We start from the raw sequence: 21458 nt of genomic DNA on the forward strand, positions 1-21458 counted from the left end.
GATGCGCGCCTAGGGCCAAGCAAGGTGCTTCGACAAGCTCAGCATGAGCGGAAGATGGGATGTACCGAGCGAAAGTCACCCTATCCAGGCGTTTTCGATATGGCGAGGGAGCGCGCGTGGGGCAATGAGGATCACGTCGACTCGGATGTCGTCCCCTGGCCCGGCATAACGCGGCATGAGATATTCGGCGGCCGCGGCGACGCGGGAGAGGCGGCGCTCGTCGATCGCGAAGTCCAGCCCCGCCTGGGTGGCGCGAGTCTTCACTTCGACGAATGCGACGAGATTGCCCTTGCGGACGACCAGATCAACTTCGCCGGCAGGGGTGCGGACGCGTCGATCGAGAATCTTCCAGCCCTTGAGCCAAAGCCACCAGGCGGCCCGGCGTTCGCCGTCGCGACCGCTCAGCTCGGCGGCGCGACGGTCTCTCATTCGCCCTTCATCGCCATCGCGCGGGCGTAGAGCGCCTTGCGGTCGAGACCGAGCTTCTTCGCCACCTCGCCCGCGGCCTTGGAGGCGGGGAGGCGGGTGAGGGCTTCGGCGAGCGCCGCGTCCCCATCCTCGGCGCTGGCGGGTGGCGCATCGCCGGGCGGGGCGACGACGATGACGATCTCGCCCTTGGGCGGCGCATCGGCATAGCGCTCCGACAATTGGGTCAGGCTGCCGGTCACGCATTCCTCGAACCGCTTGGTAATCTCGCGTGCGACGGCGGCCTCGCGGTCGCCTAGCCCCTCGGCGAGCGCGGCGAGAGAGGCGGAGAGGCGCGGACCCGACTCATAAAGGACCAGTGTCGCGCGGACGCCGGCGATTTCGGCGATCGATTCGGCGCGGGCCTGTTGCTTGCTTGGCAGGAAGCCCAGGAACAGGAAGCGGTCAGTGGGCAATCCGGCCAGCGTCAGCGCGGCGATGGCTGCGCAGGGGCCGGGGATCGTGGTCACCGCATGGCCGGCGGCACGGGCATCGCGAACCAGCTTGAAGCCAGGATCGGAGATCAGTGGCGTCCCCGCGTCCGACACGAGCGCCACGACTTCGCTTCCCATCCGGGCGATGAGCCCGGGGCGGACCGAATCGGCATTGTGATCGTGATAGGGCGTCATCCTGCCCTTGGCGCCGAGGTGCCGAAAAAGGCCCGCTGTCACGCGACTGTCCTCGACAGCAACCACATGGGCGTTCAGGAGTATTTGAGACGCGCGCGGCGACAGGTCACCGAGATTGCCGATCGGAGTGGCGACGATATAGAGGCCGGGCGCAAGTACAGAGTTCATCGGGGAGAGTCATGGCAGACGGTGCAGTAGAACCGCAACGGAAGGTTTCGGGAATGCTCCGCGCGGCGGCGCTGGGGATGGCGGCATTGCTCGCCGCCTGCTCGACCGGGCCGCGCATCATTCCGGAGGTGGAGCGCCCGCCGGTGGTGGAGGCGCCGCGTGAGCGCCCGGTGATTCGCCCGATCGCGCCCGGGCTCCCGCAGGATGCCGAGCGCCACCGCGTCGCGTTGCTCGTGCCGCTGACCGGCCCCAATGCGGGAGTCGGCAAGTCGCTGGCCAATGCCACCCAGCTCGCAATCCTGGACACCAAGAGCGATGTGGTGCGCATCACCACCTATGACACCGCCGGTGGCGCGGCAAATGCCGCGAGCCAAGCGATCGCCGAGGGCAATACGCTGATCCTGGGGCCGCTGCTTGCCGAAGATGCGCGCGAAGTCGCGCCGATCGCGCGGAGGGCGCGCGTGCCCGTGCTCAGCTTCTCGAACGATACCAGCGTCGCCGGGGGCGGCACCTATCTGCTTGGCTACTCGCCCACCCAGTCGATCGAGCGCGTGGTCGCCCATGCGCGCATCTCCGGGATTTCGGATTTCGCGGGACTTATCCCCAGCGGGCTTTACGGCGAGCGCGCCTCTACCGCATTGCTGCGCGCAGTCGAGGAAGCAGGCGGCAAGGTGCTCGCGATGGAGACCTTCGACAGCAGGCCCGGATCGATGACCAGCGCGATCACCAAGCTGGGCCGGGTCCCTTATCAGGCTGTGCTGATCGCCGGCTCCGGCGGCAGCGCTGTGGCGGCCGTGCCCGTGATCCGCCGCTCCGCGAGCGGCAGGACCGCACGGATCCTGGGGACCGAGCTGTGGAACACGGATTCGGGGATCGGCGCGAACGCATCGCTCAACGGCGCATGGTTCGCGAGCGTGCCCGACAGCTACTATCGGCAATATGCGACCAAATATCGTGCGCGTTTCGGTGCGGCGCCGTATCGCATGTCCACCATGGGATATGATGCCGTGCTGTTGACCATCCGGATCGCGCGCGATTGGCGGCCGGGCGATGCATTTCCCGAAGCACGGCTGACTGAGCGTGACGGGTTTTCGGGCCTCGACGGCGCGTTTCGCTTCGGCCGCAATGGAATCGCGGAGCGTGCGCTGGAGGTCCAGGAAGTGCGCGGCGGAACGACCGCGACGGTATCCCCCGCCCCCGCGAACTTCCGGGGGAATTAAGCCGCCACGATTTCGCGCAGGATTGCTTCGAGCACGGGCATGCCGGCGTCGGTGACGCGCAGGCGGGTGCCTTCGCTGACGATCAGGCCGAGCGGGATGATTCTGTCGAGCGCCCGCTGGTCGATGGGCGCACCGGGGATGCGCGCAAGGTCTATGCCCTCTGCCAGGCGCAGGCCCATCAGCAGCGCTTCGACGCCGCGGCCGTGCGTGTCGAGCGGGTCCTCGATTGCGATGCCGTGCGCGTTGCGCGCGACTGCCGACATCCAGTTTTCCGGTTTTTTGTGGCGCACGGTGGCCATGCCGCCGCGGCGTCCATGCGCCCCGGGCCCGATACCCGCATAGTCGCCATAGCGCCAATAGGTCAGGTTGTGGCGGCTCTCGGCGCCGGGGCGGGCGTGGTTCGAAACTTCATAGGCGGGCAGCCCGGCTGCGGTGGTCAACGCCCGTGTCGCTTCGAATAGGTCGGCGCCGGCATCGGGGTCAAAAGCGGCGAGCTCCCCCTTTTCCAACAGCGTCGCGAACCGCGTGCCCGGCTCGATGGTAAGCTGATAGAGCGAGAGATGCTCGGTGCCGAAGCTGATCGCGCGCGTCAGCTCGGCTTCCCACGCCGCCTGGGTTTGATCGGGGCGGGCATAGATCAGATCGAAACTGACGCGGGCGAAGTGGCGCTGGGCGGTATCGAGCGCGCCCAGGCCCTCGGTCACGCCGTGCGCCCGGCCGAGAAAACGCAGCGCCTCGTCGTCGAGCGCCTGCAGGCCAAGCGAAACGCGATTGACGCCCGCGGCGGCGAGATCGCCGAAGCGTGCTGCTTCGACCGAGGAGGGATTTGCCTCCAGCGTGATTTCGATGCCGGGCTCGAAGCCCCAGGAACGCTCCGCGGCCTCGATCACCGCTGCGACGGTCTCGGGCGGCATCAGCGAAGGGGTGCCGCCGCCAAAGAATATCGAGCCGAGCTTGCGCCCAGGCAGTTTGCCAACCTCATGCGCCAGGTCCGCGAGCATTGCGGCGCGCCACGCCTCCTGGTCCACGCTCTCGCGGACATGACTGTTGAAGTCGCAATAGGGGCATTTCGACACGCAGAACGGCCAGTGCACATAGAGTGCCAGGGGGGTGATGGCGGTGTCCATATCAGCGGGCTGGAGCGGGTAACGGGAATCGAACCCGTGTATTCAGCTTGGAAGGCTGCTGTACTACCATTGTACTATACCCGCATTACAAGCGCTTAGCGTACCGTGCCTAGCGTTCTGTCTCTATTTTGTCTCCGCGCTCTCATTTTGCCCGCCAACTGACGCGAGGCTTCCTTAGCAAATCCCGCTGTGATGGGAAGGTCGTATATCTGCGCGTTAGATACCCAAGCCGGGGGTGGCAGCCAAGCGACGGAATGCAAGTGGGAGCGCGATGTGCAGGATTGCCCGCATTCGTGACAACTGCGGCACCCGATCCAGTGCGCAACTCGCGGCAGCAGAGCGGTTATTCGCTTTTTCAGCCGAAGGACTGACCGATGAGACCTTCGCTTATACTGCTCGCGGCGACGCTCGCCGGCCGGTGGCCACGGGTCGCGGAGCAGATAGTCGCCGGTAGTGTCCGAGAATTGGGAGCCGTTGCTGCTCGACAGGAGATGGATGCTGAGCCCAGATCGTCAACTAATAGACCTTCCCGCCTTGCGCATCTCAGCTACGCTGGAACACGCCCACACTGCGAATGTGGCGGTCGAAACATCTACGTCTTCTGGCCGCAAGCGGTTGAATAGTGATGGCAATGCCGCATTCCAAGCACTGAGATAGCGTTGGCTCGCTTCTAGCAAGTGCTCTGGGAGTAGGTTGGCCCGGGCGATCCGCCCGACCGCCCCCGCCGCTCGGGATTCCAGGCGAAAGCGCTGGGCCTCGGGGATGCCGGCCCAGGTCTGTGAGCTTGTTGCCAGGCGAACTAAACTGTCCGTGGCTTTGTGAAGATATGAGTGTACGTTTTGTGGAAGATCCTCTGGGAACGCGGAAAGCCGATGGAGCACCCAACCAGTTGCGATTATTCGGTCCCACGGGCGATCACGGAAAACCCCTGTAGACCAGAGTCCAGCTGAATCACGTTCCTTCTCCAGCCAACCGAAAGCGTCAGTTCGAGCATCCGTCAATTTCAACCCTCGGTCGATAATGACAGGGTTCCTATCCGCGAGCAGAAGGCACTCAAGACCGTAGAGTGTGGTAAATACGGCACTGTCGGATTTAGGGTCCGCTGGCAACCAGCCGCCATCTTCTTGCTGCGAACGCAGGGCAAGCGAGACGTATCCGTCAGTGCGCCCATGCTCCCTGCCCGCCCGCAACAATATGATGGCAAATGCCAAGGTATGTCTAAGATCGGGCTTAATTTGAAGAGTTCCAAAGCCGATGGGATCTCGTACCTCCGCGAGGAGCCTGTAAGGAGCCTCTGTTTCAGCGCGGGCAAGCGCCCATGAGATGCAGCGATCAATTCGACCCTCAACGCTATCGCCGAACGCAATCGTTCCTAGTTCGGTTGTAATTATCGACACGCCGAGGCTTGGCTGTTCCCGGGCGGAGGCGAGGTTTCCGAGCAGAATCTGACTTTCCTTCACGGCCCATGATGCTTCGGCCTCTCCCAGCAAAGGATACTCCCAAATTGACTTCAACAACGCGGTGGGATCGCGACCCGACATCCGATGCCGACGGGCGGGTTGGTTGCGGGATTGGAGTGCAATTGCTGTCGCTACGGACAGGGCTGTTAGAAGCGCGGATGTGCCGAAACCCCACCAGTTTTTGGACCGTCGGAAAGTACCAAAGTCCGTTGGCGAAAAATGCCGCGGCCGTCCACATACTGGTCGGGAACCAATCCGGCGTAATGGGGAGTGCAGCCCGTCTCAACGCGTCATTTCCTTAGAAAAAAGCAGGGCAACTGTGCACCGACCCGCTCCACATTGCACTTGGCCCGTTGCGCGCACACGTCGCCGCCGACGGAAAGGACTCGCCTGCACGCATCAATATGCCATAATTTGGTCTCACGCGATGTCCGCGGCTTGTCTAGCGCGGCCTCGGTAACTGTCGTCTATGAGCAAGCCGCTTGCATGGGGCTGGCCCCATATGTTGCGTGAGTTTCCATCCGAGGATAGACTTTGCACATGGGGGCTAACATGACGGAAGGTACTCTAATAGCGGTCTTTGCGGCCGTGATTCTCCTGTGCGTGATCCTATCTTGGATATTTGGTTCGGCTAAACCAACCATTCAGGCCTTTTATTGGGGCGACCAAAAGATTCGCCCCTCGCTCGTTGCAAGTTTGCTCTTATCCAGTTCGTTCTCACTCAACGGACTTCTATACCAGACGTGGCTCGGGTTTCAGATCGGCTGGTGGTCAATCTTAGTGCAAGTTATTTGGTGCGCGGGATTTCTCTTCCTTGCACTGAAATGCGGCGAAGTTTCGAACATTGCTCGCGGCTGGCACCATGCACGGGGTTATTGGGTCTCGGCTTGGTGAGGGTGCGGCTAGGCTGGCTGCATTTGCCTCGGTGGTCGGCTTCGCGGTCCTTATTGGTTGGGAGGCTGTGGTCGGCGCAACCGTCCTTAAGAACTTCTCGGGTGTGAGCCCGACTGCCTATTTCTTGTTGCCAGTCGTCCTTGTGTTCATATCGAGCTTGTACACAGGCTCTGGCGGCTTGCGCGGCAATGCCCTAATCAACCTGGCACAGAACGCGATCAAAATTTTTGCGCTTATTTTCGCTGCATTCGTCCTTCTTGCCTTGGTGGGAACGGACGCACTCTTTGAGTCTCGCGCGGCGACGACAGGAGCTTACGACGCGTTCATGGCGCTTGGTGGAGTCGCACTAGCCGCGAACTTGATCTTCAGCCTATTCTGGCAGGTAGTTGACATGTCTGCATGGCAGAATATCGCTGCTACTCCGGGCGACTCGCGGCGATCTGCGATCGGATTGTCCATGGCGTCGATACTGTTTTTCCCCGGAATTATCGGGACCGTGCTGGGCATCGCCCTTTCCGGTGTGGGCACGGCCAGTTCGATAAACGATTCAAATATTCTCAACGCATTGGTCGAGGCACTGCAAGGCGCGCCGTGGATTGGGCTGGCCGTCGTAGCAGCGTTCGCAGCCTCTATGCTCTCAACCATTGATGGATACGCGCTAGCGGCTTCCCAAGCATCGACTTGGGATTTGCTGTTTCCCAAGAGAGTAAAGGCGCTGCTGTCCTTGGGGCCAGATCGGTCTCCTAACCAAGATGATCTGGCGGTACTGACTACCGGGCGGGTATTTGTATTGTTCGTCGCAATGGCCGGGGCGATTGGAGTTCTCCAGCTAGTGCTGAATGTTGGCGTGTCGTTGTTCGACCTCGTTTATGCAGTTGTAGTCGCTCAGATGTCATTGGTTGGCCCCGTTATGCTTTGTCTGCTTCGCCCTCGTGGCGTGGTCATCCGGATGGGGTATCTGCCCATATTCTTGTCTCTGCTTGCGGGCGGGGGCTGTGTGCTCGCTCGATTTTGGGGGCATGATCAATTCTATATCTGGGCGCCTGTGATAACGGTTGGGACCTCTCTCGTGCTCACGTGGGTGGTTTCACGTATAGAAGCCGCCCGGACAGGCGATGTCGTGTTGGAGGGCGCTGGTGAGTCATAGCGTCCAAGTCTCGTTCGCCATATTGGTCGGAGTATGTGCGTTTGGGTTATTCCTGCCTCTTCTAATTTGGTGGTTGCCCCCCTTCAAAGAGGTTCGGGCAATTCAGAAGGAGATAAAGGACAGGGCGCTCGACCTTCAGTTCAAGGGCGAAGTCTGGGCCTTTAGGAACCATGACCGCGACACGGGGGTGGCGAGCGTCTATATCCATGCCCGCTCATCCGAAAGCTGGATCAGAGCTCAGGTTGATGAGCTATCAGGCTTGTTTCAAAAGGCATGTGTAGCCCAAGCAGTTGGGATTGTGGTGACACTTTACTATGAAGGCGCTGATTCTAAAGAAGAATCTGCAATTAAACTGCTAATACATTTGCCAATTACGGAAATGATCTTGATATTTATCATGGTCGTTATGTTTGTAAAAATGGCCCGTCAATGGCGCAGTATGAAGGCTAATTTCCGCGATGACGCTTGGACTTGGTAGATTGGAAATAGTTCATGGCATTTGGCATTTTTTCTGACGCAGAATGGGCTCTTCAGCGCTATATTGGAAGCGGTGGCTCGAATCCTATCGAAACAGGTAGAGATTTAGATCGTTTCTTTTCTTTGACTCTTGAAACTACTTTACCGCTAGCCATGATTAATCAACGGGTAGACTTGCTATGGCACACGTTTATTGAGCATACGGAATTGTATTTTGACTTTTGCTTAAAAAGATTCGGGCACGTCATCCATCATCGGCCGCGCTCATCTGCCCTACCCATTGCCGCATCCGCAGTAAGAAATTTCTACGCAGTTTATCAGCAAGTCTACGGCGAGGTGGGGCCTGAGTGGGAGAGAGACGCGGCACCGGAGGTGGTTCGCTTCGGGCGCGGTCAAATTGAAAGCCTGTCGCCCAATTTGAGGTGGTCAGGCTGGCCCGGTCTCGTGCTGGAAAGCTAGATCAAGTCAAAATCAGCATTGTTCTGGGCCCAATGGGCGCTTTGGTGCCTGTTCGAATTTAACCGTGTCGGGGCGAACAAAAAGACAGGCTCTATTGGGACCTGCTGCCGTTGTGGCTCGTGATCTGCCCGCCTCCGTGTTGGCAAACGCCCAAGAGTTAAGAGTCTCGCCGTGGGAAATCCCTCCGAAGCGCTCCCCGAGAGTGCGCGCGCTAAATGGCCTACTCGGCGTTCCGTCGATCATCAGTTTGATATAGAAATCATGGTTGGGAAGATTGAGAAGGTCTAGTACGTCAAACGCTGGCTGAAACGTACGTGAGATGACGCTCGCATCCTCCGGCCCGAGGCGAAACGATATGAGCGTCCCGGCATTCCCCAGCACCGAATGCCGCACCTCGTCGTCGAGCTGATGCAGATACTGGTGCGCCAATATGAGTCCCAGCGAAACCTTGCGCATATCCGGCATCATGTTGGCGAAGGCGAGCGTGGTAAAGGTCTGGAACTCGTCGACATACAGGAAAAATGGGCGACGCTCCGCGATCTGCGATTCAGCGCGGCTTAGCGCCGCGAGCCCGATCGTTGCGACCAACATGCTCCCGAGGGTATTCGTACTGTCCTCACCTAGGCGCCCCTTGGCGAGATTGATGATCAGTGCGCCGCCCGTGTCCATCAGGCTTCGAAAGCTGATGGGTATCTCTGGCGCTACAAGGGTGCGGTATAGGCGGGGGTCGGTCAGCATACCCCCGAGCTTATTCTGAATCGGGGCGACGACCTCGGCCCGTTGTCGATCGGGATATTTCTCGAACTCGTCGAGCCAGAAATTCCGCACCACATCGTTGCGGATGCCTCGCACCACGCCGCGCCGAAAGCTTTTGTCGGAAAACATCCGCAGGATGTCGGGAAGCACCGACCCATCGCGCTCGATCAGGGCATATAGGCTGTTGCGCAGCACATGCTCCATGCGAACGCCCCAGGCGTCGCCCCAGAGCTTCTTCATAGCGTCGAGCAGTCCCGAAACCGCGAGCGGGATCTTGTCATCTCGCACCCGGCGCAGCGGATTATACCCGTATGGCTGGTCAGGTGCGGCGGCGTCCAGATAGATGAAGTGCCGCCCGGTTGCCGTCGCAGCATCCCGCATTCGCTCGGCCAGGTCACCATGCGGGTCGATGACGCAGAATCCTCGTCCGGCTTCCAAGTCCTGCCTTGCGAGCGTCTCTATAAGGGTGCTCTTGCCCACACCCGTTTTCCCCAGGATGTAGAAGTGCGACATGCGGTCAGGCTGCTTGATCCCGAACCGGGTGAAGCGGTTGTGGAAATTGGTTTCCGCGAAATAGGATACGGTCATTATGCCAGTGTGCGGGCTGATTGCCGGGGCGACACGGGGGCAGAATATTCCGGGCGCGCATACCGGGATAAAAAAGCAGGTGGCATGATGCCACCTGCTGAGTTGTCTTCACACCGCTTCCTGTTCGATTCCCGTCCCTTCTGCCTCTCCCTCATCCGCTTCTTTTTCGGACTGCGGCCGATAGCTCGCCGCCGGAAAGAGAAGCCACTTCGGCACCCAGTGCTCGACTTTCTTCCGGCCACTGTCGCCAGTGAGGCAGTCGCGGATGATGCCTTTGAGAACCTTACCCGTCTCGCCTGCGTTGGCACTGGCGGTTTCCGTTCCGGCGACCTCGGCGACGATTGCGCCGAGCACCTGCTTGTCGCGGATGAGGTCGAAGAAGGCCTCGTCCGCCTGCCACAGGCTGGTCATATCGACCGAAAGGACGGTGCCGAGCCCATCGACGACGGAGCTGCCCGTCTCGAGTGTCTCGCCCATCACGACAGCGGCCATTTCCAGCACCGCTTCGTCGGACAGACCCGCCAGATGCTCGTATAGCTGCATCGTCCCGGCGTGGCGCGCAGCATCTACAAAGGTCAGCGCTTCCGCATCGAGGCCGAGCAGGGCAATTGCTGTCCGGCGCTTTTCGTCGAACAGTGCCTCGCCCTGAGAAGTCTCGATACTTTCAGCAGTAGCGGGCTTGTCGGCCCGCTGCGGATCGACCTTAACCATCCACAGACCGGAATTCGTGATCGCATGCGCGATCATCAACCGAAGGGCCAGGCCGGGCTGATTTACGAGCCTCGCCCGCACCGCGGCGTGGCGATGTAGGTCGAGATAGTTGCGTAGCGCGCTCGTGACTTCCGACCGGTTGACCTTAGTCCCACTTTCGCTGCGTTCCTGGCGCGACGCCTCCCGGCGTTGCACGAAGCCATCATGGATTTCGACTTCGCCGCGGGCGGAGAGGGCGATGTAAATCCTCCCTTTCCGGTCCTTGCTCCGCTTCTCATACTCCCACTTCTGGAAGTATCCGCCCGGCTCGATCAGCTCGACGCCGGCCCAGCCGTCCTCCAGATAGCCTTGGCGCTTCGCCTCGATGGCTTCGCGTTGCAGGGTCCAGAAGGCCTGCGGATCGACGAAGTAGCTGTCCTCGCCGAACAGGTCGCTTACGATCGGACCTTTGTAGTCGGCCAGATCGAACAGGGCGACCCTGGTGGCGATGAGCTCGCCGCCGCAGAGCCATTCCTTGAGGCGCTGGCCCGTCGGCGCATAGTTGTCGGGGCTGTCATACAAAGCCAGCCATTCCTTCTGCTGCGCCTTCGTTGCCATGGTCAGGTGCCGCACGGTGGCGTCATCGACATTGTCCTGCCGGTAGAGGCTGCGGATGCGGGGAAGGAGATTGCCGAGCGCAAGAATGCGCCGAACCAGCCGTTCGGTAATACCGAACGTCGCGGCGATATCCTCGATGCTTCGTCCGTCCCGAATGAGGCGCACGAAGGTTTCCCATTGCGTCACCTCGTCCGGGTCGAGCCGTGCGAAGTTCTCGATGAGCGAGGCTTCCAAAGCGGCCGCATCGTCGCCCTCTTCCATGATCGCGCAGGGGAGCGGGGCAAATTGCCCGGTCTCCCCGGCAATCGCCGATGCTGCCAGAAATCGGCGACGCCCCGCGACGATCTCATAGCAGCCGGTTTCCCCGCCGGGCCGAACGAGCAGCGGCACGAGAATGCCACGCTCGCGAACCGACGGCAGGATGTTTGCGAGGTCGGGCGCCTTCTTCGCCCGCATGTTGAGCGGCGATATGGAGAGCCGCTCCAGTTCGATATGGTCCAGTTTCATGTTCGTGCTCCTGATTGCCGCAGCAAAAGGCGGCGTTGTGAACCCTAACCCACCCGCCTTTGGGTGGAGACAGGGGCTCGCGGAGACGGATCGTCCGAAGGTTCAAAGAACACGGATTTCCTCTCGGCCAGCGTGGAGCGCCGAAACGGGGGGCGGCGCTCCAGGCCGGTCGCGAGGATCTGCTGTCAGTGTACCCGACGGTGCGTGGCGCACACGGCGTCACTTTATCGGCGGGGGCGCAACCATGCGCGTCGGGCCGTGCCGCGACGCGCAATTCAAGAAAACAGCCTCCCCGAGAGGGGAGGCTGTGTGTGGTTACCACTCGTTTGCGGACACCAGCTCGTGCAAATAGGTGGCAGCCTGATTGGCTAGCCTTGAGGCGGTGAAGATCGCTCGGGCGTCGTTCTTGAGTAGCTGGAGCCAGTGCGCGACATAGGCGGCATGGTCGGGGCGGGGCTGATTGCTCACCCCGAGATCGGCGCACAAGAACGCCGCGCCGATCTCCGCCACCAACTCTTCGGCGGCAAGCTCCTCCTTGGGAAGTCCATCGCCAAAGCGCGCGAGCCGATGCCTGGCACCTGACCAATGAACCAGCTCATGAAGTATCGTGGCGCTGTATGCCTCGGTCGCCGAAATTGTCGGCGACCCGATGAACCGGGCGCGATCGGGCATCTCGATACAAACGTCGCCGAGGTGATAGCAGGCAATGCTGCCGGCGCGATGGACCACAGCCTTGGTCGCGGCGATGAACGTCTAGACCGATTCCACAGTTTCAGCGTCGCCAAATAGTCTAGGAGGTGCTGGCGGCTGCCAGCCTGCGACCTGATCAGCGTTGAAGACCCGCGAGGCGCGGGCAACGAGCCGTGCCGAGGGCTCTTCGCCCTCCGCAGGCTCGCCATCGATCTTCTTGAAGAAGACGATCGTTGAGCCCTGTGCGCCTTTTACCACCTGCGCGCCGGCATTTTGCCACTGCTTGTACGAAGCCCAGAATCCGCTTCGATATCCGCTGACATACGCCTGTGCCCAAAGCGCGATGACGTTGATCCCATGGTATTCCATCTGGGTCAGCGCATTTTGGGGCTTGGCGATAGCAACGCCATCTCCGTGCCAAGGCATGACGAATTCACCGACCCCGGCTTCAATGGCGGCGATGATGCTGTCGGTGACGGCGCGATATACGTCGAACCGCGTGTTTGAAGGTACTTCGGCATTCATAACTTCCTCCTGCGCAAGGCGGGAGAGCCGCATGATCGCGGCGCTCCCGAATGCGCGGGAGGGTCCGAGAGTCAGTGTGGGGCAGGCGGTCGCGTCTCACACGGCGTCACAATATCGCTCTGGCCGGTGGTTCGCCGTGAGCCGGGGGACTTGGGGGACGTTAGGGACGTATTCCGGCAAACATGCCGATGCCGTTCCGGCCGAGCTCATTTCCATGGTCGGTAAAATGACGCCGTGCCGCTTCATGCGGAGCGTCCGAGAATGATGCCATCATGATCCTTCCGGACGACCGTCTCGACGATTTCATCGACCGCTACGAGCGTGTCTATGGCGAGCGCCTCTCGCGCGAAGAGGCGAGCCCGATCGCGACCCGGGTGCTCGATGTTTACCGGCTAGTCACGCGGCCTCTTCCAGATGGTGCAACGGCTCCGGCTCAAATCGATCCCGAAGTAATCTGATATCGGACAGCATGCAGCGCAAACCAAGCGTGGTCAGCTGGGGCAGCGAGCTGAGCCCATCGCCGATGGCGACAGGTTCGCGAGAATGGTATTCTCATCATAATGTCCTCTCAGAATCGTTCATGGCTGATCCCGGCGCTAGCAATCCTTGGTGCAGCGCTCGTGTCGCTCTTTATCACCTCTGGCGGACCTCAGAGTGATGGAGAGGTAATAATTGCAAACCAGATTGTGCCGAGTGACGTGCCCGTATCCACCAATACCTCCACGCTGACTCAAGGCGTGGATCCCACTGATCCATTGATGTCGGCACGAATGATTCTCGACAGTGAAGAGCTGATGGGGGAGCTCTATTGGAGCGAAAGTGCTATTCGAGTGTCTGGAGAGCGTTACGTGCTCATCACCCGCCCCGGTCCCGGGGGCGTCACCTCGAGCTTCCTGGTGGACCTGCTCCTAAGACGCGTTGCCGATCGCGTCGAAGCCGGAACCTATGATGTCGATGTTGGAGATTTCGTCGTCTTCGTGGGTCCGGGCGACGTGCGCTACTATCGTCGGGACAGCCCCACAATCATGATGCTGCCAGGATCACAACTTAGCCGCTACGAATCATATGATAGCCAAGGCAGATCGCTCTTGACGCCCCGGCTCACGCATACCGACCGGCAACTCACGCTCGCGGTATTCAGCACAACGGAGATGGACCGGATCGATGGCTATGACGAAGATGGGGACCCATTGCCCAGTACGTTGCCTCGAAAAATCGGGGAGCGCGCTTTATCGCTCCCGCAAAACTGACCTCATTTCCCGCTCCACAGCCGCTTTGCTCCTACGCCTGACCGGGCGGTAAGTTCGTCCTTTATGCCCTTGCCGCCGGTCCAACCATATGGGTCTACAAAATAGTACTTGCTCCCAGATTTGATCAAAACCTCAAAGTGCAGATGGGGGCCTAATGACTTAGATGGGGCCTTACCGCTGACATAGCCAATCAAAGTTCCGGGCTGGGAGATGACTTGTCCCGCAGCGACCTGGATGTTCCTCATGTGAAGATACTGCGTGATGTATCCGCTCTTGTGTTGAATTCCAACAGCGCCCCAGTCGTCGCAATAATCAGGCATATTGAGGATGATACAGCGCTGCTTCTTCTTTCCATTATATTCTATATTTAGAACCGTACCCGTGTCAGCTGCATAAACCGGAACACCATCCGCTCCCTCGTAATCATATCCGGGATGGTCGTCGTACGACGTATAACCCCCACATTCCGCTATCGCACGTGTCATCCCCTTACTGCTGTTGTCTAGCTTCAGAGTGATCCAGCCTCTGATGCAGTTTCCGTCCTTAATTCCATTCGACAGTAGCTTTTTGGGTTCCTTCGGATCGAATGCAGATACGCTCTCACCATTGAACGCTTGGATTATCCCATTTGCCGTACCCTTGGCGTACGTTCCATAGTCGTAATAGTTGTTGCTGCTGTTCACGCCCATGTTGTGATCTAAGACAGTGTTTATCGACGCGGGAGTATAGGCTCTGTCGGAATATGGCTTCATCTTTGCCACATCCTTATGCTTTAGCGGGAAATCCAGCAGTCCTGAGCTGACATACTGTGCCGACGCCGCAGGTAGCAGCATGAAGGCTGACGCGAGCACAAGAGGCTTCATGGCACGCTCCTTGGGTGATATCTGGCTCTCCATTTATCACGCTGGCGAAATTTCGTCCACGTGAATTGCGTCACTTCAGGTTACCTGCGCGTCGTGGTGGAGCACACCAAGCATGGCGTTCCGTGCGCGCCCGATCGTACCCTCCATGTCTATCAGCTAATCACGCAGCCGCTGCCCCAAGCGGCAATGGCTGCGGCTCAAAACGATCGCGAAGAGTTTTCATGTTGGATAGCATGGCAAGGGTATCAGGGTCGTTTAGACTTTCCGATATGTCCTTCACAAGGCGATCAACCCGAGGACTCGCGGATGTTCGAAAAGTTCGAACATCCTCTACGACAGTGCACCGACGTTGAATTAGGGCAAAAGAGGGGTCTACGGAGAATGGTTTCAGGGCCTGGATGCTTAGTTTTTTGCCCTTCAGAAAAAAGTTCGAACCGACCGTTTTGACGATGAGGAGCTGAGCGGCTTTGTCGCCGCGCAAAAACCAATCCACCGCACACCTGCTGAACGAAATCACTTCGCGCAAAAGTTCGAACCGATCTGCCAAGGCGGCCGGGGCGAGCGCTTTTCGGAGGGTGGTGCCCTCGGTTTCGAGCCTCTTCTTTTCAAGGACAAACTCGGTATCAGACAGCATCCGGCGCAGACGGAGCACGGTCAGCTCGCGCTGCTGCGCAAGGTTTTCGTCGATCGCCGCGGCAACTGACCGCTGCTGGGCCGCCAATGTTTCCCGGTTCGAAGCATCCTCGCTCGCAAGCGTTTCGAGCGCCCATGTCTCGATACAAGGATCGATAACGAGCGAGGACAGGAAGCTAACAAACTGCTGCTCCAGAGCGCCCTGCTGGATAGCGGGCTCTACGCACTTTGGCCCCAGGGATTGTCTGGAGCAATGATAATAGACGTACCGGGAGCCGTATTTATTGGTCTTTTGTTCGGCCGTTACCATCATGCCGCATGACCCGCAGCGGATCAGGCCCGTGAACGCGAAGTGATGGCGTGAGGGTCTCGCACGGCCCTCACGACGCAGAAGTCGCTGGACCTGGTCGAACTCGTCGCGGGTGACGACTGGTTGATGCTGACCGACATATCTCTCGCCTTTCCAAAGGATACTCCCATTGTAAAACGATTCCCGAGCATCTTGTAGACCGTGCCCAGCACCAGTGGCTTGCCGCCGCTCCGCCGCTTCCTCGGAGTCAAGAACCCCCATTCGTCGCGCGCCATGGTCGCGATCTGACGCGGCGAAAACGCACCGCTTAAAAAGAGCTCGAATATCCGCCGCACCAAGGAGAAATGGATAGGATCGGGCAGGATAGTTCGCGTGACGGGGCAGTTGAGATAGCCGAGTGGCGCGTGGTTGGGTCGCCAACCTTTTTCGAGCTTGGTCTGATTGCCGCGTTTGACGTTCTCGGATAGAGCGTCGCTATAGTATTTCGACTGGCCGAACATGATCGACAGCATGAACTTGCCCTGCGAGTTGTTTTCGAAGGTGTAGGTGGAGAATTTGAGATCGCGGAGCACTCCGCAGTCTAGCAGGTAGACGATCTGTCCGCCGTCGATCGAGTTGCGCGCCAGACGGTCGGGTGCCCAGGCCACGATACCTTCGGCTTCGCCCTTCTTGATGCGCGCGAGCATCTCAGCGAAAATCGGTCGGCCAGGGGATTTTGCGCTCCGCGATTCCACGAAGGTCTCTACGATCTGGATGTCGTCGCGCAATCCGAATGAGCGCTCCATTGCCTGCTGCTGGGATTCGAGCGACAGCACTTGACGGTCCTCGGATTCTGACGATTTTCGGCAGTAGAGAAAATACTTCATAACCGGCGAAATACGTCCCCTACGTCCCTAAGTCCCTCCGACACACCGCCGCATCGCTCGCCAAATTGGCAGCGACTAGGAACGCCTGTGATGTCGATGGGGTAGGGGGGCAGCATAAGAGGGGAACGACGTGAATCCTACGCGGTGAATCGGATTCAGGCGAATCGCGTTATCCCCAGTGTCCATCGTCTGCCGACGTATCGGCAGTGGGCATAATATCCGCCGGACCGATAGTGTGCCCCCTGCCGGTAAAAGGCCCCCACGTTCATTCTGGGGATATGACCCCCGATAAATCAGATGCCCCGACGCCGACGATTTCCCGCGTGTGCCCCGACGGCACGCTGATTGAACTGCTCTATGACAGCATCGCCGCAACCACCTCGCTCGCTGTTCGCGCACCCGACGGAACGGTCGCAATCGAGAGCCAGGTCGATCTGGCTACTGGTGAGCGGCTTGTCCCGTACACCCCCGGGAACAATCTGCTGACGTCGGGATGTGTGCTGCTGCCGTCAAACGTGGGCGCGCTTCTCGAAAAGCCAGAACTCCTCGCGCAGATCAAATCCTATATCCATCGATATGTCGATCTCCCGGAACTGTACGAGGATATCGCCGCCCACTACGTCCTGCTTACGTGGGTGCATGACGCCTTCAACGAGCTGGGCTACCTCAGGTTCAAAGGCATGCCGGGATCGGGAAAGACGCGAGCGCTGCTTGCCATCGGATCGATTTCATACAAGCCGATCTTTGCCTCGGGGGCATCGACCGTCTCTCCGATCTTCCACCTCCTCGATGCCTTTGGCGGCACGCTGATTCTCGACGAAGCCGATCTGCGTTTCTCGGATGCGACCGCCGATCTGACCAAGATTCTAAACAACGGCACGATGAAGGGGCTGCCGGTGCTGCGAACGATGACGAACCGCCACCGGGAACTGAATCCCCAAGCCTTCAAGGTGTTCGGCCCGAAGATCATTGCGATGCGTGAGAGCTTTGCCGACGATGCGCTGGAAAGCCGATTCCTCACCCACGACACCGGCGGCCGCACGTTGCGGAAGGATATTTCGATCCATCTGCCCGACGCGATGAAGACGGAGGCTCAGGCGCTTCGCAACAGCCTGCTGGCATGGCGTTTTTATGCTCGGAGCGCCGTCGCGCCGAATCCCTCACGCCTCATAGATGACATCACGCCACGTTCCAACCAGACTGTGCTGGCCTTGCTGTCGCTCATTGACGACCCGAGAATCCGCGGGAGCGTCGCGGACGACCTCGTGGCCAGCGAGGCGCGTGTGTCAACAAAACGCGCCGCCTCACCGGAGGCCACGATGGTCAGGATATTGAGCAGCATGTTCGCAAACGCAGCGACTCCGTATCTGACGCTTGCCGATGTCACCGTGCTTTACAATGACGTGACTGCGATACGTGGGGAGCTGCCGCTATCGGCAAAAGCCGTGGGATGGATGGTGCGCGGCAAGCTGGGGGTCGAGACGACGAAGACGCGCGGTGTGTCCGTGATCCCGCAAAGCGAACGAGGGAAGATAGACAGTCTCGCGATGCGGTACGGATTGCCGGCCGATGTGCCAATAATGACGCCGAAATTGCGGTGCCGGGGATTTCTTGCGCGAAGCGCAAAAATATCGGCCTGACCGATATTGTGCCGCCTCCTGCGAGCGCTCGCTTAACGCGATGATGAAGGGAGCGGCCGCTTGGGCCGAAAACCTTAACCCAGCTCTTTATGCCGCACCCAAATTTAATACGGTTCTATCGTATCCGTTCCGCCCTCACCCAGGACGAGCTGGTCGACCTTCTCGACCTTTCGCAATCCACGCTCAGCGAAATGGAATTGCTGGCCGAGACAACTCGACTTGAAACCGCGCTCGCGCTCCAGGTCGTCTTTGGCATGCAACCACGTCATATGTTCGCCGCGCTATACGCAAAAATTGAAACCGCAGTCATGGCGCGCGCTGCGGAACTTGATGAAAAGCTCCGGCACAAAACCGATGCGAAGTCCCAGCGCAAACTGCGGACGCTCAGCGCCATGGTCAAGCGCGCGACCACTCAACCCGACGAGCTATGATCGCGAAGAACCCCCTAATCTTCGCGCTCCATGCCACCTCGCGCGGCTTCGGCTATGTCGCGTTTGAGGGGCCATTCGCACCCTATGACTGGGGCACCGTCGTCGCCCGCGGCGACAAGAACGCGATCTGCTTGCACAAGCTTGAAAAGATGCTGGAGCGCTTCACGCCGGAAACGCTGTTACTCGAAGAGGCCAAGAGCGTTGCCAACCGTAGTGATCGGATCCTTCGTTTGTACAAGGCCATCGTTGCGCTGTGCACGAGCCGCGGCATCGACATTGCGATCTATTCGCTCGGCGATGTAAAGACGTGCTTCGCAAGCGCGGGTGCACGCACCCGTCAGGAAATCGCCGAAACGGTGGCGCGAACAATCGACGCGCTCGGTTACCGAATGCCGAAGCCACGAAAGGCATGGCAAAGCGAGGATCGGCGGATGGCCATGTTTTGCGCCGCCGCTCTGGTGCTGACCCATTTTCAGATGGGAGCATCCCGGCTGTTCGATGATCTGGCGCGGTAAGGCATTTCCACAATCGCAATCTACCGAGGCACATCGCCATTACACCCGGTTTATCAACGCCCGCCATCGCCAGACTGTGCACCTCTGGCAGGGCCGCTTCGGCGCAGCGGTAATGGACGAGGAGTATCTCGGTTACGCAATGCGCTCCGTATCAGACCTTCTCAAAGACGGCGACTACGCGCTCCAGCAATCATGGTGCAAGGCGGAGACCCCCAAATAGGATGAAGCTGTCCGCGATCACCATGATACCGCGCTTGCAGGACAGATGACCTGCCATCACCATGTATCCGATGCCTGCAACGGCGACAACGCGACACCGGTGGCTGTGGCCCCAAGCATCGTGCTCTCGATCCATCGAACCGCTGCGACGATTGCGCCGGAGCCAGCATGTTCTGAGAGGGAGATTGGGATTGAGATTGCGCGCTCCATGATGTGGCCGTGAGATGCTGGATTTCCTACCGGAAGTAAGCGCAAACAAACGGACTAATTATCGTTATAGGTTCGCTACAGAAGTGCTCCTCGGGCTCAATTATCTTGCACCGACCAATAGGCAATGCGGAGATAAATTCTTACACAGATTTTAGTTTGCCCAAGTGCAAACTTGCGCTTGCAATGTAGGGTTTCAAACCCTTTAATCGGTCCTGAAGAATTTCGATTCGGGGGACTATCGCATGCGCAAGTTTGGCGAGGTGACGTTACTAGCGGTAACGCTGGCGTGTGTGGCCGCCGCCGCAAATAGCTCCGGTTCCGAACTTGGAAACGAGTCGGTGACGTACACCTATGACGAACTGGGTCGCCTGACAGGTAGCACCATCACCGGTGGTCCTAACAACACGCAACGGACCGGTACCTGCTTTGATCGCGCCGGGAATCGAATGCGATACGACATGGCTACATCGGCGCCCTCAACGTGCCCCACGCCGTCTCCGACTCCCACTCCGTCACCTTGAGTCCTTCGAACGGGACAAATCTAGATTGCGGATATCTGTCCGCTTCGATCCGAGACATCAGGGGGCGAATTTGAAGAACCATCGATTGTTTCTGTTAGCGTGTGCGAGCCCGCTCACGCTCTTATGTAGCCATGCGACGGCTCAGGATATCGTGCCGCCTGCGATCTACACGATGACTCCAACGGGAGTGAATCTCTCCGACGGCACCTATACGTCAACGGATGTTGACCTCGCGATCGGCGCCCTGAAGCTCGAACGCTATCATCAGGGCGGAGAGCGAGACCCGAATAATCCCGCCTTCGGATATCGGACGAGCCATAACTTCGACATTTACGTGACAGCAGCGAACCGGACAGAGTGCAGCCCTGGATCGTGTTTAACATACAAAAGACCGGTCGTGCACATCGGGCGTTCGGCAGCGAATTTTTATCAAGGCGGGACGGTAATTTTGCCCTCGAACGACGATAATATGGCAGGCGATCTCGTCCTATCGAGTGGAGCGTATGTCTACACGAACAAGGACGGAGACGTTTATACGTTTAGCACATCCGTGTCGGCTAATGGCTCTTCGTCATCGAAGCGTGTTGCTAACATCCAGTTCACTAACGGCCGGCGGCAGGATTTCTACTATTCGGGAAACTATCTCAAGGTCGTGATCGATAGCTCCGGCTCCGCCATCGTATTCGAATATAACGGCAGCAATCTAGTTTCGAAAGCCTGCGGCTACGACACGGCAGCCACCTATGTCTCGTCCTCCTCCACGTGCAGCGGTGCCACCCTTAGCGTCACCTATGGCTATACCAGCTCGAAGCTCACCAGCGTGACCGATGGATTGAGCGGCGTGACCACGTACGAATATCCAACCGCCGGCTTTTGCGTGAAGCCGCCTGGGTACACCACGTGCAAAGTCGCCAACACTTATAGCACCGGTACCCCCTATCCATGGCAGGTCGTGTCCCAGACATTAGCCGACGGCGCGGTTTGGAGCTATTCGTACTCAGGCGATGGCAGCACACTGCGGAGTCCCGAGCAGTATGTTGACCTGGAGCCCACCTTCACGGCCACCGTGACGGACCCCAACAACAAGGTCAGCACATACAGCTTTGTGATGTCATCCCCCTATTCGGTCACGGACGCTAACAACCGTACTACCGAATACCGGTTCCTTGGCGGCTGCTTCGCCCAATACCATTATTCCGAGACGACGCCGGACTGCACCGGTATTCATTATGGCGCAGCGCTTGTTGAGGCCACGCTTCCCGAAGGGAACAAATATCAAGCGCAGTATAGCAACGTGCGCCGCATGGTCACGCAGGAGAAGCTCATCGCTAAGTCCGGCTCGAGCCTGGCGGACATCACAACCTCGACGAGCTATCCGACCGATTGCTCGACGAGCCCCAACACACCGCAGAATTGCGCAAAGCCGATCTGGGCCAGAGACGCCAAGGGTAATCAGACAGACTACGCGCATAATAGCTGGGGTGGAATCACAAGCGAGATGCAGCCCGCGCCCAGCTCGGGCGCGGCACGCCCGCTCAAGCTCTACGACTATGTGCAGAAATACGCGTACGTAAAAAACT

The 21458-nt window shown here is 59.2% G+C and carries 19 protein-coding genes, 1 tRNA gene and 1 pseudogene; 10 read left to right on the forward strand and 11 right to left on the reverse strand.

The annotated features are described in order from the left end of the window. Positions 1 to 75: 75 nt before the first annotated feature. Both VF617_RS01295 and rsmI read right to left on the reverse strand, forming a co-directional pair. The gene (locus tag VF617_RS01295) at positions 76 to 429 is read right to left on the reverse strand and encodes a YraN family protein (RefSeq protein ID WP_331013050.1); all 354 of its coding nucleotides are present in this window, start codon (positions 427 to 429) and stop codon (positions 76 to 78) included. After that, positions 426 to 1262: a 16S rRNA (cytidine(1402)-2'-O)-methyltransferase gene (gene rsmI, locus VF617_RS01300; RefSeq protein ID WP_331013051.1), complete on the reverse strand. Its 837-nt coding sequence runs from the start codon at positions 1260 to 1262 to the stop codon at positions 426 to 428. The genes VF617_RS01295 and rsmI overlap by 4 nt, the downstream gene beginning before the upstream one ends. Before the next feature lie 11 nt (positions 1263 to 1273). Between rsmI and VF617_RS01305 the strand changes: the two genes are divergently transcribed. Beyond that, a complete protein-coding gene (locus VF617_RS01305; RefSeq protein ID WP_331013052.1) occupies positions 1274 to 2482 on the forward strand; it encodes a penicillin-binding protein activator in 1209 nt (402 codons plus the stop codon). Here VF617_RS01305 and hemW read toward each other — a convergent pair. Both hemW and VF617_RS01315 read right to left on the reverse strand, forming a co-directional pair. After that, positions 2479 to 3609, reverse strand: a complete 1131-nt coding sequence (gene hemW, locus VF617_RS01310) for a radical SAM family heme chaperone HemW (RefSeq protein WP_331013053.1) — start codon at positions 3607 to 3609, stop codon at positions 2479 to 2481. The genes VF617_RS01305 and hemW overlap by 4 nt on opposite strands. Positions 3610 to 3619: 10 nt before the next feature. Continuing rightward, positions 3620 to 3693, reverse strand: a tRNA-Gly gene (locus VF617_RS01315). Positions 3694 to 5931: 2238 nt separating this feature from the next. On the opposite strand from VF617_RS01315, the gene VF617_RS01320 reads away from it, so the two are divergent. From VF617_RS01320 to VF617_RS01330, 3 genes are read left to right on the forward strand one after another with little or no spacing between them, the layout of a single operon-like run. Beyond that, entirely contained in the window at positions 5932 to 7110 is a 1179-nt protein-coding gene (locus VF617_RS01320) for a hypothetical protein (protein WP_331013054.1), read from the forward strand. Continuing rightward, complete coding sequence (locus VF617_RS01325) at positions 7100 to 7588, forward strand: hypothetical protein (protein ID WP_331013055.1); 489 nt, start codon at positions 7100 to 7102, stop codon at positions 7586 to 7588. Before VF617_RS01320 ends, VF617_RS01325 begins: the two co-directional genes overlap by 11 nt. Positions 7589 to 7602: 14 nt before the next feature. Further along, a complete protein-coding gene (locus VF617_RS01330; protein WP_331013056.1) occupies positions 7603 to 8046 on the forward strand; it encodes a hypothetical protein in 444 nt (147 codons plus the stop codon). 12 nt (positions 8047 to 8058) lie between these two features. Here VF617_RS01330 and VF617_RS01335 read toward each other — a convergent pair whose 3' ends face one another. From VF617_RS01335 to VF617_RS01350, 4 genes are all read right to left on the reverse strand, one after another. Next, positions 8059 to 9390 carry a type IV secretory system conjugative DNA transfer family protein gene (locus VF617_RS01335; RefSeq protein ID WP_331013057.1) on the reverse strand — a complete coding sequence of 444 codons (1332 nt, stop codon included), beginning with the start codon at positions 9388 to 9390 and terminating at the stop codon, positions 8059 to 8061. Between the two features lie 108 nt (positions 9391 to 9498). Beyond that, positions 9499 to 11205: a ParB/RepB/Spo0J family partition protein gene (locus VF617_RS01340; RefSeq protein ID WP_331013058.1), complete on the reverse strand. Its 1707-nt coding sequence runs from the start codon at positions 11203 to 11205 to the stop codon at positions 9499 to 9501. Between the two features lie 315 nt (positions 11206 to 11520). After that, entirely contained in the window at positions 11521 to 11952 is a 432-nt protein-coding gene (locus VF617_RS01345; RefSeq protein ID WP_331013069.1) for a zincin-like metallopeptidase domain-containing protein, read from the reverse strand. A 6-nt stretch (positions 11953 to 11958) separates the two neighbouring features. Beyond that, entirely contained in the window at positions 11959 to 12420 is a 462-nt protein-coding gene (locus VF617_RS01350) for an ArdC family protein (RefSeq protein ID WP_331013059.1), read from the reverse strand. 272 nt (positions 12421 to 12692) lie between these two features. Between VF617_RS01350 and VF617_RS01355 the strand changes: the two genes are divergently transcribed. Together VF617_RS01355 and VF617_RS01360 are read left to right on the forward strand one after the other, a co-directional pair. After that, positions 12693 to 12878, forward strand: coding sequence for a hypothetical protein (locus VF617_RS01355; RefSeq protein WP_331013060.1), 186 nt, complete (start codon positions 12693 to 12695; stop codon positions 12876 to 12878). Between the two features lie 240 nt (positions 12879 to 13118). Further along, entirely contained in the window at positions 13119 to 13670 is a 552-nt protein-coding gene (locus VF617_RS01360; RefSeq protein ID WP_331013061.1) for a hypothetical protein, read from the forward strand. A 2-nt stretch (positions 13671 to 13672) separates the two neighbouring features. On the opposite strand, the gene VF617_RS01365 is transcribed toward VF617_RS01360, so the two are convergent. From VF617_RS01365 to VF617_RS01375, 3 genes are all read right to left on the reverse strand, one after another. Then, a complete protein-coding gene (locus tag VF617_RS01365) occupies positions 13673 to 14533 on the reverse strand; it encodes a M23 family metallopeptidase (protein ID WP_331013062.1) in 861 nt (286 codons plus the stop codon). Between the two features lie 160 nt (positions 14534 to 14693). Beyond that, the gene (locus VF617_RS01370; protein WP_331013063.1) at positions 14694 to 15476 is read right to left on the reverse strand and encodes a hypothetical protein; all 783 of its coding nucleotides are present in this window, start codon (positions 15474 to 15476) and stop codon (positions 14694 to 14696) included. 23 nt (positions 15477 to 15499) lie between these two features. Next, entirely contained in the window at positions 15500 to 16342 is an 843-nt protein-coding gene (locus VF617_RS01375; protein ID WP_331013064.1) for a recombinase family protein, read from the reverse strand. 278 nt (positions 16343 to 16620) lie between these two features. On the opposite strand from VF617_RS01375, the gene VF617_RS01380 reads away from it, so the two are divergent. From VF617_RS01380 to VF617_RS01395, 4 genes and pseudogenes are all read left to right on the forward strand, one after another. Further along, entirely contained in the window at positions 16621 to 17982 is a 1362-nt protein-coding gene (locus VF617_RS01380) for a hypothetical protein (RefSeq protein WP_331013065.1), read from the forward strand. Positions 17983 to 18071: 89 nt separating this feature from the next. After that, positions 18072 to 18413, forward strand: a complete 342-nt coding sequence (locus VF617_RS01385; RefSeq protein ID WP_331013066.1) for a hypothetical protein — start codon at positions 18072 to 18074, stop codon at positions 18411 to 18413. Next, on the forward strand, positions 18410 to 18928 hold the full coding sequence (locus VF617_RS01390) for a hypothetical protein (protein WP_331013067.1): 519 nt from the start codon (positions 18410 to 18412) through the stop codon (positions 18926 to 18928). Before VF617_RS01385 ends, VF617_RS01390 begins: the two co-directional genes overlap by 4 nt. A 1020-nt stretch (positions 18929 to 19948) precedes the next feature. After that, positions 19949 to 21458: pseudogene (locus VF617_RS01395) on the forward strand (hypothetical protein); the annotation flags it as partial.

Origin of the sequence: Sphingomonas sp. (assembly GCF_036388215.1) — a bacterium.
Lineage (GTDB): Bacteria > Pseudomonadota > Alphaproteobacteria > Sphingomonadales > Sphingomonadaceae > Sphingomonas.

Excerpts from the sequence above, each read along its gene's own strand:
- VF617_RS01295 (WP_331013050.1), bottom strand. The coding sequence starts at position 429 with ATGAGAGACCGTCGCGCCGCCGAGCTGAGCGGTCGCGACGGCGAACGC.
- rsmI (WP_331013051.1), bottom strand. The coding sequence starts at position 1,262 with ATGAACTCTGTACTTGCGCCCGGCCTCTATATCGTCGCCACTCCGATC.
- VF617_RS01305 (WP_331013052.1), top strand. The coding sequence starts at position 1,274 with ATGGCAGACGGTGCAGTAGAACCGCAACGGAAGGTTTCGGGAATGCTC.
- hemW (WP_331013053.1), bottom strand. The coding sequence starts at position 3,609 with ATGGACACCGCCATCACCCCCCTGGCACTCTATGTGCACTGGCCGTTC.
- VF617_RS01320 (WP_331013054.1), top strand. The coding sequence starts at position 5,932 with ATGCACGGGGTTATTGGGTCTCGGCTTGGTGAGGGTGCGGCTAGGCTG.
- VF617_RS01330 (WP_331013056.1), top strand. The coding sequence starts at position 7,603 with ATGGCATTTGGCATTTTTTCTGACGCAGAATGGGCTCTTCAGCGCTAT.
- VF617_RS01335 (WP_331013057.1), bottom strand. The coding sequence starts at position 9,390 with ATGACCGTATCCTATTTCGCGGAAACCAATTTCCACAACCGCTTCACC.
- VF617_RS01340 (WP_331013058.1), bottom strand. The coding sequence starts at position 11,205 with ATGAAACTGGACCATATCGAACTGGAGCGGCTCTCCATATCGCCGCTC.
- VF617_RS01350 (WP_331013059.1), bottom strand. The coding sequence starts at position 12,420 with ATGAATGCCGAAGTACCTTCAAACACGCGGTTCGACGTATATCGCGCC.
- VF617_RS01355 (WP_331013060.1), top strand. The coding sequence starts at position 12,693 with ATGATCCTTCCGGACGACCGTCTCGACGATTTCATCGACCGCTACGAG.
- VF617_RS01365 (WP_331013062.1), bottom strand. The coding sequence starts at position 14,533 with ATGAAGCCTCTTGTGCTCGCGTCAGCCTTCATGCTGCTACCTGCGGCG.
- VF617_RS01370 (WP_331013063.1), bottom strand. The coding sequence starts at position 15,476 with ATGGTAACGGCCGAACAAAAGACCAATAAATACGGCTCCCGGTACGTC.
- VF617_RS01375 (WP_331013064.1), bottom strand. The coding sequence starts at position 16,342 with ATGAAGTATTTTCTCTACTGCCGAAAATCGTCAGAATCCGAGGACCGT.
- VF617_RS01380 (WP_331013065.1), top strand. The coding sequence starts at position 16,621 with ATGACCCCCGATAAATCAGATGCCCCGACGCCGACGATTTCCCGCGTG.
- VF617_RS01385 (WP_331013066.1), top strand. The coding sequence starts at position 18,072 with ATGCCGCACCCAAATTTAATACGGTTCTATCGTATCCGTTCCGCCCTC.
- VF617_RS01390 (WP_331013067.1), top strand. The coding sequence starts at position 18,410 with ATGATCGCGAAGAACCCCCTAATCTTCGCGCTCCATGCCACCTCGCGC.